The sequence below is a fragment of the Chitinophaga niabensis genome, assembly GCF_900129465.1.
Classification (GTDB): domain Bacteria; phylum Bacteroidota; class Bacteroidia; order Chitinophagales; family Chitinophagaceae; genus Chitinophaga; species Chitinophaga niabensis.
Genome location: NZ_FSRA01000001.1, coordinates 3,870,657 through 3,885,342 on the forward strand (window position 1 = coordinate 3,870,657; position 14,686 = coordinate 3,885,342).

11 protein-coding genes are annotated in these 14,686 nt (G+C 47.2%); all 11 read right to left on the reverse strand.

Translation table 11 applies throughout. The features are described from left to right. Nucleotide 1: 1 nt before the first annotated feature. The 11 genes from BUR42_RS15460 to BUR42_RS15510 all read right to left on the reverse strand — a co-directional run bounded on the left by BUR42_RS15460 (nucleotide 2) and on the right by BUR42_RS15510 (nucleotide 14,673). A complete protein-coding gene (locus tag BUR42_RS15460; RefSeq protein ID WP_074240083.1) occupies nucleotides 2–3,076 on the reverse strand; it encodes a SusC/RagA family TonB-linked outer membrane protein in 3,075 nt (1,024 codons plus the stop codon). Nucleotides 3,077–3,267: 191 nt separating this feature from the next. Beyond that, nucleotides 3,268–4,611, reverse strand: coding sequence for a hypothetical protein (locus tag BUR42_RS15465; RefSeq protein ID WP_074240084.1), 1,344 nt, complete (start codon nucleotides 4,609–4,611; stop codon nucleotides 3,268–3,270). Beyond that, complete coding sequence (locus BUR42_RS15470) at nucleotides 4,608–5,969, reverse strand: DegT/DnrJ/EryC1/StrS family aminotransferase (RefSeq protein WP_074240085.1); 1,362 nt, start codon at nucleotides 5,967–5,969, stop codon at nucleotides 4,608–4,610. Before BUR42_RS15470 ends, BUR42_RS15465 begins: the two co-directional genes overlap by 4 nt. Before the next feature lie 16 nt (nucleotides 5,970–5,985). Further along, a complete protein-coding gene (locus BUR42_RS15475; RefSeq protein ID WP_074240086.1) occupies nucleotides 5,986–7,023 on the reverse strand; it encodes a Gfo/Idh/MocA family protein in 1,038 nt (345 codons plus the stop codon). 90 nt (nucleotides 7,024–7,113) lie between these two features. Further along, nucleotides 7,114–8,196: a LacI family DNA-binding transcriptional regulator gene (locus BUR42_RS15480; protein WP_074240087.1), complete on the reverse strand. Its 1,083-nt coding sequence runs from the start codon at nucleotides 8,194–8,196 to the stop codon at nucleotides 7,114–7,116. An 84-nt stretch (nucleotides 8,197–8,280) separates the two neighbouring features. Then, nucleotides 8,281–9,066, reverse strand: coding sequence for an amidohydrolase family protein (locus BUR42_RS15485; protein ID WP_074240088.1), 786 nt, complete (start codon nucleotides 9,064–9,066; stop codon nucleotides 8,281–8,283). Further along, nucleotides 9,056–9,991, reverse strand: a complete 936-nt coding sequence (locus BUR42_RS15490) for an amidohydrolase family protein (RefSeq protein WP_234979679.1) — start codon at nucleotides 9,989–9,991, stop codon at nucleotides 9,056–9,058. The genes BUR42_RS15485 and BUR42_RS15490 overlap by 11 nt, the downstream gene beginning before the upstream one ends. 11 nt (nucleotides 9,992–10,002) lie before the next feature. Then, nucleotides 10,003–11,289 carry a mandelate racemase/muconate lactonizing enzyme family protein gene (locus BUR42_RS15495; RefSeq protein ID WP_234979680.1) on the reverse strand — a complete coding sequence of 429 codons (1,287 nt, stop codon included), beginning with the start codon at nucleotides 11,287–11,289 and terminating at the stop codon, nucleotides 10,003–10,005. Nucleotides 11,290–11,372: 83 nt separating this feature from the next. Next, nucleotides 11,373–12,119, reverse strand: coding sequence for a 6-phosphogluconolactonase (locus BUR42_RS15500; RefSeq protein WP_074240090.1), 747 nt, complete (start codon nucleotides 12,117–12,119; stop codon nucleotides 11,373–11,375). Further along, a complete protein-coding gene (nagA, locus tag BUR42_RS15505; RefSeq protein ID WP_074240091.1) occupies nucleotides 12,116–13,303 on the reverse strand; it encodes an N-acetylglucosamine-6-phosphate deacetylase in 1,188 nt (395 codons plus the stop codon). The genes BUR42_RS15500 and nagA overlap by 4 nt, the downstream gene beginning before the upstream one ends. A 14-nt stretch (nucleotides 13,304–13,317) precedes the next feature. Further along, complete coding sequence (locus tag BUR42_RS15510; protein WP_074240092.1) at nucleotides 13,318–14,673, reverse strand: sugar MFS transporter; 1,356 nt, start codon at nucleotides 14,671–14,673, stop codon at nucleotides 13,318–13,320. Nucleotides 14,674–14,686 lie beyond the last annotated feature (13 nt).

A 14,686-nucleotide genomic window follows, 5' to 3' on the forward strand; every position in this document is an offset into this window, starting at 1 on the left:
TCTATTTAAAGTTGATCTTAATATTGGCCCCAAATGAACGGGAAGGCGGCAAGGCAAACGACTGGAAACCTTCAGAAATAGTTCCGGTACCTTGTGTGTAATCAGGATCAAGCCCTTTTGCATCCCTGTGGATGAAGAAAAGGTTCCTGCCTACCAGGGATACCTGTATGGCTGCCAGTGGCCCCCTGTTGAAAAGAGAAGATGGTAACTGGTATCCCAGCGTGAATTCCCGCAGCCTGGTATTGGTAGCTTTACGCATGAACATTTCTCCGACAGGTGCTGTTCTTCCTCCCAGGAATTGCCAGAGTTGCTGTGCATTCACTGCTTTATCATTTTCTGATCCATCCGGTTTAGCAGAAGCATATTCGGTGAGGATGTTCTTTCCAAATAACAAACCACCATCCCTGCCTTGCAGCGTGGCTTCTGTTAAGCCTTCCCCATAAAGGATGGCATCTGTGAAAGAAGCAATATCTCCTCCCTGCTTGTGGCTGATCACAATGCCTGCACTCCAGTTCTTATAAGCGAAGGAAGTGGAAATGCCGCCTGTCCAGTCAGGGTTTACATTTCCCAGTAATACTGTTTTTCCCGGTGTGGTCTGCGGAAGACCATTTGTGCCTACAAGCACACGGCCTTTGCTGTCCCGCACAAAACCTTTACCATAGATCTGTCCGAAAGGGCGGCCTTCTTCCAGCACAAAATTTCGCATGTAGGTGTCACCACCCACTATCAGGGAAGGGATGGCATCGGAGAGTTCCAGTACCACGTTATCGTTCTTAGCGAAATTGAAGTTGAGGTCCCAGGAGAAATTGCCGGACCTTATGGGTGTAGTGTTCAGGATCACTTCAATTCCTTTATTCCTTACATCACCCCCATTGGTGTATAAACTCAGGGCGCCACTTCCAACAGGTAATGCCTGCAGGAATATCTGGTTACTGGTATTAGTCTGATAGGCTGTAACATCCAGGCTTATACGATCATGCAAGAGACGTAGTTCAAGACCAACTTCTGTAGAACGGGTTATTTCCGGTTTCAGGTTTTTATTGGGTAAAGTGGAGCTGAGTGATAAATAACCCAGGTTGCCTCCAGGGGCGCTGGCTGCGAAACGTTGTAACAGTCCGGGTGAAGCACCGTTACCCACTTGTGCTAGGGAACCTCTCAGTTTCAGGTAAGTGATGGTTTGCGGCAGCTTCACCAGTTCTGACAGCACTGCACTAATACCCGCCGAAGGATAAAAATACGAACGGTTGTTTGCTGCCAGGGTAGAACTCCAATCATTCCTGCCCGTTAATTCCAGGAAGATGGCATCTTTCCACCCTACTTGTGCATTTGCATACAGGGACTGTGTTTCCATTTCCACCACTGGCGTGTAACCGGCAACGGGGGCTAATGAGATATTTGATAATGCAAAGAAATTAGGTACGCTCATACCTGTTCCGGTATTGGCGGTCAGCAGATCTCCAGTGGTATTCCTTATTTCACCACCGGCGTTAGCGCCCAGCGACCAATCTTTGTTCAATTGTTTTTTATAGCTCAGCAGGAAGTCGCCATTCAGCAATAATGCAGAACCTTTCCCTACGGCATATCTTCCGGAGGGATCGCGGTAAGTGCCGTAATAGGATTTTTCTTCGGATGAATTATTCTCTCCGTCGAAAGATCCACGTACCATTACACGGAATTCTTCTGTAAACTGGTAAGAAAGGGATACCAGTCCCATCAGGCGGTCTACTTTATTATAGCGCAGATTACGCAACAATGCCCAGTAAGGATTAGCACCTGTAACTGTACCCGGGCTCCAGTAATTCTGCTTCATCACGCCCAGCACGGGATCCTTATATTCAAAATGGGTGAGCTCCTGGTCCCTGATACTGGAAGGCATGGTAGCGATCTGGCGGAGCGGGTTAAAAGAAGACTCTCCTTCATCCAGCTGGTTGCTGATCTTTTGCTTCATGTAATCCAGCTTGGTATCCAGCGTTAGTTTTTTTGTGAGTTGGTTAGTGACACGTATTGCTGCATTGTGGCGGGAAAGCTCGTTACCGGGCAATACACCGTCTCCACTGGTATGGGTATAAGTGAAGAGGGTTTTGGATTTCTCCGTGCCGGTGCTTACAGAAAGATTGGTAGCGAAGTTGCTGCCGTTATTGAATACATTCTCACGGGCTTTTCTGTCTGGCAGGTAACTGTATTGTTTTCCTGCATCAGCAGGATCGAGTGACCAGGTATCTACCATGCGGCCATCCATTTTCGGACCCCAGGAAGATTCAGAAGTTTTCAGGAAAGTACCAGAGACGCCTTGCCCGTATTCATATTGAAAAGGGGTGGAATGAATAGGTGTTTCCACCATGTAAGTGGAGTTCAGGCTTACATTCACACCTTGTCTTCCTTTTTTTGTTTCAATCACGATCACACCGTTCTGCCCTGCGCTGCCATATAGTGCAGCAGCGTTTGCACCTTTCAGCACGTTCAGGGAAGCGATGTTATCTGTATTGATATCAGCAGGGCTGGCACGGGTAACTACACCATCTATCACATATAAAGGCTGGCTGTTACCACTGATAGATCTGTTACCACGCAGGATCACCCTTGCCTGTGAACCTACTCCGCTGGAACCGGAACTGATATTCAAACCGGCTACTTTACCCTGCAGGGCATTCACCATATTGAGCTCTCTGGCTTCCGTGAGTTCTTTGGCACTTACGCCCTGTGTACTGTAAGTGAGTGTTTTCTTTTTACGTTCCAGGCCCAGTGCAGTTACCACTACTGTTTCCAGTGCAGTAACAGAAGGCGCCAGTTGAACGGTTAGTTCCGCCTGGCCATTTACCGGTACTTCTTTTTTCTCGTACCCCGTAAAAGTGAAAACCAGGATGGCATCTGCCCCTGCGCTGATACTAAAACGGCCATTCTCATCCGTAATAGCATGGCGCTCTCCTCCTTTCAGGAGAATGGTTACACCCGGCATGGGTTTACCATCTTCCCCATTTACCACTCCTTTAACGGCCCGGTCCTGTGCATGAGCAAATATGGAGATCAGGAGCAATATGCTTCCTGCGAAAAGCCATGATGCGGCTTTGCGTAACATTCGGGAATAGCTGCGAGCTACAGGCAAATAACACCCTGTGCTCAACAGATAGTTTACAGCCATAATACATTCAATTTTGGTTAATTAGTTAATGTGATCCTGGTTGACAGTACGCTCCCATGGGGGACGTTAACGTACCCGTAAAATGAATAAATGAATCCTTATCCTATTGACTAGCTAATGATATGGTATTATTTGCGCAATAATTGGTTCATGGCTTTCAGCAGTACTTTTTCCACCTCTGCTGTAACAGCTGAGGCCTGGCCGGTTTCATATCCTCCTTCATTATAGGCTTCTGCCGTTCCTATATATCCCGGCGCATAATCTCCGTAGGCAGCCACGGTCACAAAGAGGTCAGGACGCATTGCTTTGGCTGCCAGCTGGTATTCAATAAAACATTCTCCCGGCAAATGCACCATACGTGCATTGCCTATCTTTAAACAACTGATATCTACTTTCTTTCCTTGTTTTGTTCTTTCCATGAAAACCTGCTTGGATGCATTGTTTGCAATGAACACGCTGGTTTCCTTGTGTAACAGTTCTCCCAGGTTATCCAGGCTGGGCTTGATGGGCAATGCCACAGGGAGCGATTCCCATTTCACATCTGCCGCGGTGATCTTTTCTTTTTTTGTCTGCTGCCAGGCTCTTAACATACCGTCAGCTAAACGCTCTGCTAATAATAAACGGTTCTCTTTTGCTCCATCGTTGTATTTGCCAACAGTGATATTACCGCCGGCCCCATTGAAATGCAGGTGTAATGCATCGGGTACAGACAATTGCCTGAAGAACCTTGCTACACCCGGAATATCAGGATTGGCTACCCCTGTACGGTAATAACTTTGTGGATGTGTGGCGTAATAACTCAATACGGCCAGGGGTTTATTATTATTCCAGAAACTGATGAGTGATACAATAGGATCTATCAGCCCCTCTGGTCTTGCTCTTATGCTTGAATCCCTGGTAGCAGAAGTACGGGAAGCGATCACCTTTTTATCGTCTCCAAGTATGCGCCTGTTGGAAGCTACTTTATATACTTCTGCTTTGCCAAGCCCAATATGTGTAACAGGTTGTGCATTCTTCAAAGCACCAATCATGGCCACCTTCAGCCTGCTGATCACTTCGCGTGCAAATGTTCCCTCAAAACCCTGAGGGTTCATGCCTTCTTTCTTCAACCATTGTTCCGCACCGAAATCACAAACGGGCGCATCGTGCTGATGCAGTGCATGCAGTGCTACCCTGTCCGGCGTAGTGCCTGCTGCTTCGGCCATTGCTTTCCGGAATTCATCATATCCTTCGTTGGCAATGCCTATCCAGTCTATAGCACAGAGTACAATAGGTTTGCCGGCGCCGGTGAGGATAATGCCTTTGGCGCGCAGGCTTTGGTCCCAGCTGTTGGTCATCTTATCATATACCAGTGCAGTACCCACCGGTGGGGTGGCATCTACATCAAAACTGCATACTTTTAAAGTGTCCGCCGCTTTTACTGTAGTATGAAAACATAAGATGATCAAACCAATGCTGAGGATGTGTTTCATATATTCTTCAGTTGTTCCCGCTGCTCATATACTTTCATAACAGCGTTAATAATATCGTCCATATCTGCAGTGGTGCCGAGCAGGTTACCGGAACCATGCATGGCTACCATTTCTGCGCATACGGTATCGCAACCTGGTAGTGCAGCCATCTGTTCCCTGTATTGTTTTAAACGTGCGGCGGGGAACATCTTTTTGTATTCATTTAAAGAAAGGATATGATCTATCCATGCCTCCCTGTGCAGGCCGTTAGGAATATACGGGCTGAACGGAACACCTTCCGCCGCTATGGCTTTCAGGAATTGCTGACGGGTAGCGCCTCCAAAATGTTCGGACTTATAAGACATGGCGTAATTATAATAGCCACCGCTTTCTGTGCCAGTATATCTTTTTTGTGGTACCAGGCCTTTGAATCCTTTCAGCTTTTCATTCAGGTAAGCCACGTTCTTGTTCCGTATTTCAAAACGCTCTACCGCTGTAGGCAACTGGCCAATGAGGATAGCGCCTTCAAATTCATTCATCCTGTTCTTAGGACCGATAGTTGTATGTTTTCCTTTCCGTGTAGTGCCATGATTGTGTACGGTAAAACACTCGTCCATCAGTTGTTCATCATTGCCTAAAATGGCACCGCCTTCTCCGCAGGCGATAGCTTTACTGGCCTGGAAACTGATGCAGCCCAGGTCTCCGATTGTACCTAATGTTTTGCCACGGAATTTAGCGAGTGCAGCCTGGCAGGCATCTTCGATCACTTTCAGTTTATGCTTTTGTGCCATGGCCATGAACCTGTCCATATCAGCAGCGAGGCCCATCATATGTACGGGCATGATCGCTTTTGTAGCAGAGGTGATCTTACGTTGTACATCGTCAGGATCCATTTGATAGGAAGCGGGATCGAGATCAGCCAGTACAGGTAATGCCCTGCTGGTGAGGATAGCAGATACGGTACCAAAATCCGTATAGGGTGAAGTGATCACTTCATCGCCGGGACCAATACCTAAGGCCTCTACGCAAATGGCCAATGCCTGTGTGCCGGAGCCTGTGCCGATGCAGAATTTAGCACCGGTGATGCTGGCAAATTGTTTTTCAAAGGTCACTACCGTTCCATCCACCGGAGCATTGATCCTGCTCCATTTTCCGCTTTTGGTGGTTTTCACAATTTCTTCAATCATCCTGTCATCCACATGTGGCCACTTTGGCCACTTCTTTGTTTTAGACCTTACGGGCTCGCCACCTAATACGGCGAGTTTATCACTGACCTTAGGGCCAGCAAAGACCTGTAAAGAAGCGGGTATCATTCCTGCAAGAGAAACTGCGGTGAATGTACCAATGAATTTACGGCGACCGATCTCTTTGTTAGGCATGGTGACAATTATTTGTTTACTGAGGCTTGTAATTATAATGTCTGAATATCTCCTGCATGCTCACGGGTTTTCCTCCATTCAATTTGCTTTTCTGCGCGGCTTCAATGAAAGCGCAGATCTCCAGTGTTTCTGCTGCGGGCACAGGCGGGTTGCCTGTTTCAAAGAACAGGATGATCTCGTTCAGCAGGCTTTCATAGGAATAAGCACCATAGGTGGCATTGCCATTCTCGCCAAAGATGGTGCCACCATATAGTGCTTTACCGGCACGGGTTCCCCTGAAGGTACCTATCCGTCCGTCTTCCCAGACGCCTACCACAACGTCCATATTATCCTGGTAAAAACGTGTGACCGTTTTGCAACCGGTACCCATAGCTGTGAATAACATTTCCACACCGTGAATACCGTACCAGTAAAAGTCGATATGTGTTTTTTCGAGTTTAGCAGGGCTGTATGCATCCGCTCCAATGATCTTTCCGATCTTCTTTCCACTTTTCACCTCTTCCATCCCTACTGTGAAACGCAGGGAAGAAGAAGAGAATATGGGTACATTCTTATCCTTCGCTGCTTTGAAGATGGCAATGGCATCTTTCATGCTATTGGCAATCGGTTTGTCTATAAACAGCTTCTTGCCTGCCTTGATCACTTCCATGGCCTGCTCATAATGCAACCGGCCATCGTTGGTTTCCAGCATCACCACATCCACCATACCCAGTAACTCAGCAATAGAACCCGTGATCTGCACACCTTTTGCTTTTACCTGGTTGATGTAATCAGGGATCCTGCTGGTGCTGGTTTCAATGTCTTTACTACCATAAGGATAAGCAGCCACTACTTTATAACCCTTGAGCTTGTCCCCAACTTCAGGATTGTTCAGCAAATTGGTGAAAGCGATACTGTGAGAAGTATCCAGGCCGATGATGCCAATGCGTTTACCTGCTTCTCCGTTTGCGGAACCGGCAAATGCCTGGAAAGGCAACTGGGAAAGTATGCCTGCACCAATGCCTGCATATAATGTTTGTTTGATGAACTGTCTACGCGGTTGATTCTTTTGCATCGCTTAAAGCTGTTTAGTGATAGGCTCCGTTTACGTACCCGTAAAATACACAAAAAATAATAAGATACTTATAAAATATTCCTGCCGGACTTAATAATTGTAAAACTTGTAATTCTCCCGGGTGATGATATCAATAGGCATGAAAGTGACCTTTTCTACCGGCGCGGAAGCAGCCAGATGCTGATAGAGGGTCATCACTCCTTTATAAGCCTGTTCCAGTGGTTTCTGACAGATCAGGAAATCGATCACCCCTTTTTCAATGTATTCAATGTTCTCGTTCACAAAGTCGTATCCTACGAGGATCACCTTCCTGTCCAGGTCCTTCACAAATGCGGCCACATTGGATACCCGGGAATTGGTGACGAAAACTACTTTGATCCCCTGGTTCTCCTTGAATACAGTGGACAGTCCTTTTTCTATGGATTTAGGATCTGTTTTATTGATATTGATCTTCAGGATCTTGTTATCCCAGCGGTGAGTGCGGAAATAATTCCTGAAACCTTCTTCTTTCTTCAACAAATGGTGCTGGCCGTCCAGTTCTTTAGAGATATTCACGATCAGGATGCTATCGTTTTTCCCGATCAGGTAACTGATGAGGTGTGCAGAGAGGTTACCACTGGCATTCAGCTGAGGGCCAATGTAGGCCAGGCTTCCTTCTACCGGCAGATCTGAGTCCATCAATACATAGGGGATGTTCTGTTTCTGGCATTTCTGTACAAAGCTCACAGACTCTTCAATAAAAGAAGGTGCGAGCAGGATACCGTCCGGTTTGCTTTTCAGCACCAGTTGCGACTGTTGCTGGAAAGAGGAGATAGAATCCTGGTCATAAAAGAACTTCTCCAGCACTACGCCATACTGGCTTATTTCGGCGGAAGCCGTGTCTATTCCTTTCAGCGGACCTTCCCAGTAGCTGGTTTCTTTGGACCGTTGGGGAATGAGGGTGGCTATCCTGAACTGTTTGGCCAGGGCCAGGCGCCGTGCATGTATATTAGGCTGATAGTTTAATTCCTTGATAATATCGAGGATCTTTTCCTTCGTTTTCTTGGCGATACCAGTTCTGTTGTGGATCACACGATCTACTGTGGCAATGGACACATTCGCTCTGCGGGCAATTTCCTTGATGCCTGACAGCTGGTTATTCCTATTGTCTTTGTCTTTATTTGATAATTTCATGAGCTTTGGTAGTTAAGGATGAACATCCGGCGTCAAATTTAACATAATTACGTGTACGCTCCCTCATTCTCAAATAAAGCAAATTTATAACTTCAGGAACCTGCTGACGTTGCCGGAACAGAACAGGGCCTTATCAGCCTCGGTAGCCTCCTCTTTCCGCAAAGACTCGATCCTCAGCAGGCCGGTGTAATAATCCAGTATGGGGAAGTGGGTGCCAAAGGCAAACCGCTCTTTCCCGAAACGTTTAAAAACAGAGGCAAAGTTCACGATATGGCGGCCGGAAGTATCGAACAGCACATTGGAACTTTTCACCAGGGCTTCTTCTTCCGGGCTAAGAGCTATGCCTGTGGCCAGGTTCATCAGCATGTACCTGGCGTCCGGCACTGCTTTGAGCAATGGCAGGTAATCTTTTAAGGCCCACTCTTTGGGCAGGTCCATCCAGGAACGCTGGCGCACATCCACCATACGCATGGTGAGTACAATGGCCACATCTTTATCCCTGGCCATTTTGGTTAGTTCGATCAGGTTGGGATCGTCTATTTCGTAATCGTGGTACCCGGGAAACACGCGGATGGCCTTCATCCCGAACTTTTCCACACATGTTTTAAAATCATCCTTCCAGCCGGCATAAATGGGATTGATGATGCCGAAAGGCATGAAACGGTCCTTATATGCTTTCTTTGAACGGATCTCCTCCATCAGCTCTTCGTTGGCGGACTGGGTATTCTTATAGAATATGCCATGGATATTGGTAACGAGGGAAAGATCAACTCCGTATTCATTCATCCTGCCAAGCAGGCCCTCGCAATTATTACTATGCAGGCGTTTGAAAGGCCAGTGGCCCACAAACGAATTAATATCAATTAACATGATAGCCTCCTTTTTTCAGGATGTTATTGTAATTATCGAAGAAGATCTTCTTTTTCTGTTCCTCTGTTAAACGGGCGTCCATGATCTTACCCACAGACTGGTAATACATGTTATCCGAGCCAAAGAACACCCTGTCTATACCCAATGTGGCCACGGCAAACTCCACCATATTATTTTCATTATTGCTGCCGGAAACATCCACATATACATTAGGACTATTGCGCAGGCACTTGCAGGCATATTCCCAATCAGGGCCGCCGCCGGTATGTGCATACTGGAACATGGCCTCGGGGTACCTTGCGGCTATCTCCACAAAATTCTCCGGGAGGGAAACCTGTGGTTTGATCTTCTGATCATACTTCATACGGTAACCGGCAATACCCAGCGTAGCCTCCGCATGCATCAGCATGATCATTTTCAGGTCTATCAGTTTTTCCACGATGGGATAAAACAAAGGATCGTTGATCTTTACCTGGTAATATACCTTCACCCCTATCATACCTTCTCCTACACAACGTTTTATTTCTTCCAGGGATTCCTTTCCATACTGCGGGTTAAGGGTGAGCATGCCAGCCAGTTTATTTGGATACTTTTTCATGGCTGCCAGGATCACATCGTTGCATGCGCGGAATTCATCCGGCGTGCCCAAACCCCTGGTCACTGGTTTTGAGAGGAACATTTTATCTATTGCCAACCTGTCCGCAAAATCCACATTTACTTCCGGCAGGTCTGCAGAAAGGCCCAGGTGTACATGCGCATCTAATTTCCGGTACCCTAACATTTTCCTGATCCGGCCTTCCGGAGAAGACGGTGGCACAGCAGCAGTTGCATCTGCTGCGGCCAGCATACTGCCTCCCAGGATGATACCGGAAGCAGATGTCGCCATGTTCCTGACGAAGTTCCGCCTGTTCATTGAATTTGACATGTTTACTATTTTTAAGAACTGAACATCTCTTCGTAATGGCGGGGCACATCATAAATGCCGCCGCTGGTGGTGTAAAAATCCTGGCTGAGCTCAAACACCCCATTCTTCCTTTGCATCCAGGACGCGCCTGCCAGCTTTTGATACCCGGTCATCTTTTCCCAGTTCACATAATTCAGGTCCCCATTGGTTTCAATGAGGCCCATTCCGATACCGGGAAAGGGAGCTATCCTTGCTGCCAGGTTCTTATGCCATTCCACCAGTACCGGGTTCACCGTAAGGTCTGCACAGAGGCAAGGAATGTTATGCTCCTGTGCAAAGGCGGCAATCTTCAGGGACTGGCTCAATGTTTTGGCAATACCTTTCAGCACCAGTGCACTATAACCCTGTTCTATCCTTTTCTTTGCATCTGCCACTACATGCACACTTTCATCTGCAGCAATGCGGATACCCAGGTCGCCCACCTCCTCGTTATTGGATTCCACAAAAGGTTCTTCATATACCAGTACCTGGTCCAGTGCGCCGATCTTCTTTGCATGGTCCAGGTATTTTAGCAGCAGGGATTTCTTTTCATACCGGCCATTTGCATCCATTGTGTAAATGAGTTTGCCATTACCGGTATGAGGTGTTCTGTAATCTTTCAGCGTTTGATGGATCTGCGTGAGCCTTTCCATATCACGCGCCAACATTACCTCCTGCGATCCCGGAAACCCGGTTTTAATCTTTATAACAAAGTAGCCCTCTTTCATAGCATTCACCAGGTCAGACATTGGCATGTCGTACGGCACCTGGTACATAATGGCGATCTGTTTATTATGATGCTTCAGCGCTGCCCGGTAAGGAGCCGGCACCATGGCATCAAAGGAAGTGATCCCATTTTCTTTGGCGTACAACAACCAGGCAGCATTATCTATGCTCACCAGGGCATTGTATATAAAATTCTGATTCAGGTCTTTTTTTCCTGTAACCCTCCCGGCCGTTTCCTGCAAAGCAGGCATGATCTTTTCCATCAACTCAACCGGGTGCTGAAAAGGAGTTTCCTTCACGAGCTTCAGGGCTTCATTCACCAGCACGAACATGAGGGCATTACCGCCTGTTTCTGTATTATCCACAAAGAGGTCTGCATCTGCATACAGGATACTTTGTGTAGCCAGGCCAATCGCACTTTCGCCGGAAGCAGTTTTCAACTTTGATACTGCCTGCCAGAGTTCCGAAAGATAAGCTCCCTTGAAACCAAATGGCCCGTTCAGCTTTTCCCGTTCAAATTCTGCACCTGTATTTACAACCCTGATCGTTTTCATGAATAGTTCTCTATGTTTATCTATCGGCAGATTAAACATCATGGCCAGTAAGCCGGTATTCTTTACAAATCCTCTTCTGTCCATTAAAGCAAACTCCCGCTCTTCTGGTCGATGAACAGTATCGCGTTCCCGTGTTCCCTCAGTGCAGTAGCCGGTACTGCTTCCCTTAATTCACCATGCAGCGTGTTGTATACGGCGTTGGCCTTTGTGGGCCCGGGAACAATACAATAAACAAACTTTGCGGCCATTAATGCCGGAATGGTTAACGTAACAGCATGCGTGGGTACATCCGCAAAGGTGGCAAAACATTTATCATTCACCTGTTGTATGCGGCATGCTTCGTCCAGTTCTACTATTTTCACGCTGTACGGATCATTAAAATCTGCTACCGGCGGATCGTTGAATGCGATGTGCGCATTTTCGCCAATACCCATACATACGATGTCTGTTGGATATTGTGCCAGCAAGTCGCTGTACCGCGTAATGTCCTGCTCATTCCCATTCAGGTAATGGACAGAGCGGAAGGGTACTTTTCCGAAGATGGCATTGTAAAGAAAGCTACCGAAGCGCTCCGGTGCATTTTCTTTCAACCCGATGTATTCATCCATGTGGAAGGCATTGATCCGCTCCCATTCCAATGGTGCTTCGCGGAATGCCTGCAGGAATTCGTTCTGTGATGGTGCTGCCGCAAAGATGATATTCACCTGCGGCTGAACAGCCAATAGTTCCCGCACCTTTTCCACTACGCAACGGGCTGCATCGCTGCCTGATGCTGCACGATCTTCATACAGCCGTACTTCCAGTTTGTCTTTCTTAAATTTCCGTATCATAATTTCTCATATAAAAACTCACCCATTACCATCACGGCCTGTACATTGAAAGCACCATCGCAAATGGTAATGTCTGCATCCATACCTTCCGTTAATCTCCCCTTCCTGTTCTCCACACCTACTATCCTCGCCGGAGTGGAGGTGAGCATTTGTACCGCTTCATGTACAGGCACTTCTGCCAGGTTCACCATATTGCGTACCAGTTCGTTGGCGGTGGCCACACTTCCTGCGAATGCCGTTCTGTCCGGCAATTTGGCAACACCATCTTCAACAATCACTTTCATGCCGGACTGTTTGTTACCCAGGATACTCTCGCCTTCCGGCATAGCTGCACCACGCATGGCGTCTGTGATGAGCGCAATGCGGCCGGGGCCTTTTATCTTATAGATCAGCTTTAACAAAGCAGCCGGCAGATGTTTGCCATCTGCAATTATTTCCACATCCATTTCATCCAGCAGGAAAGCCGTTTCTATGACGCCTGCATAACGGAATGCATTTCTGCGGGTAACACCGGACATACCGGAATATAAATGTGTGGCCAGGGTATAACCATTTTTAAACCCTTCCAGCGCTTCTTCATAAATAGCATCCGTATGTGCAAGAGAAGGCAGTATGCCCTGTTTCACCAGGTAACGTGCAAATTCGTTGGCACCGGGTAATTCAGGTGCTGCACTCCATCTTTTGATAGCACCGGCAGCAGTCTTCGTTATTTCTTCGTATTCCGCGGGGTCAGGATTACGGATGTACTCAGGGTTCTGCGCGCCACGCTGTTCCATGGAAAAATAAGGGCCTTCCAGGTGCATGCCCAGGAACTGTGCACCTGTTTTGTTTTTAGCTGCAGCACGCTGGTAACATTGAACGGTTTGCAGTATGCCAGCCTTATCACTTGTAAGAGTGGTAGGCAGCATGGCAGTGGTGCCGTATTGCAGGTGTGTTTGGGCTATCTTTAAAAAGCCTTCTTCTTCCCCGTCCATAAAATCATGTCCGCCGCCGCCATGTACATGAATGTCAATAAAACCGGGCATCACATAATTCCCATGTGCATCCCATTCCTCTGCTCCTGCGGCTTCGATATTTCCTTCCTCAATACCCACTATCTTATTTCCCCTGATCAGTATGCTCCCATTCGGGATCACTTTCGCAGGTGTAACAATGCGGGCGTTATAAATCTTTCTTAACTTCATTCCACTTTATCTCTTTATTGAATAGCTACTTTTCCTTCACTGCTGCGTTTGGTGGCAGACCAATGCCTCACCCGGTGACCATAAATAGCATAGAACACCAGGTAAAGATAACAGGGTATCAATACCCAGTAAGCCTGCCTTAATCCATGCGTATCTGCAAACAGCCCGTAGATCTGCGGCAGGATGGCGTTACCACTCAAGCCCATGATCAATACAGATGCACCTACTTTTGTAAACTTGCCTAAACCATCCAATGCCAGTGGCCAGATGCCTGCCCAGATCAATGAGTTGGCCAGCCCCAGCAACACTACGAACCAGATGGAAATATCTGCGTCATGGCCTCTGAAATTCACCCGCCCGTTTGCGAAAATAATGAGCAATGAAAACAGCAAGCCCAGTAATGTGCAAACGCGTAATGCATTTACCTGGCTGATCACGCGGGGAATAAGGATAATACCTATGAAATATCCGCAAATGGTGCAGAACAACGTGTACGAAGGAAATACTTTGGCTTCCAGCAAAGAAATATTCATAGAACCTGCATAGCCGATGATGGTATCAATCGCAATTACCTGCGTACCTACATGCAGGAAAATAGCGATAGCGCCCAGCACCAGGTGCGGGAACTGCATGATCTTTGATTTACCTTCATTTGCACGTTGCTGTTCGGGTGATTCTTCATCTGTATCAATATCCGGTAATGGAGAAAAACGGATCATGAGGCCCAACAGGAAAAGGAAAACGCCTACGCAAATGTATGGTACTATCACCCGGCTGATCAGTTCATCCAATGCTGCTGCTTTCTGGATATCATCCATATTGGGCAATTGTTTGAACAGATCTGTATCCGTAGCTCTCAGTACTACCGCTGCGAAGATCAATGGCGCCACTATACCGGCAGCTTTGTTACAGATACCCATGATACTGATCCGCTGTGCCGCTCTTTCCTTAGGGCCTAATATGGTGATATAAGGATTGGCCGCTGTTTGCAGGATAGCCAGCCCCGTTCCAAGGATGAACAATGCGATCAGGAAAATGGCATAGGTGCGTGTAGCCGCGGCCGGTACAAAAAGGAATGCCCCGAATGCCATGATCCAGAAACCCACCATCATCCCTTTCTTAAAGCCCGTGGCCTTCAGCAGATAGGAAGCGGGCACCGACATAATAAAATAGGAAATGTAAAAAGCAAAAGTAACCAGGTAAGCCTGAGAATGGCTCAACTCGCAAGCAATCTTGAAATACGGGATGAGGATGGCATTCACCCATGATACAAATCCAAACATGAAAAACATCACACCAATGATGGCGATGGAAATAACCACTTGCTTACGGCTGAGTGATTCCACAGAAATTTTAGCGCTTTTACTCATTCTTCATACATTT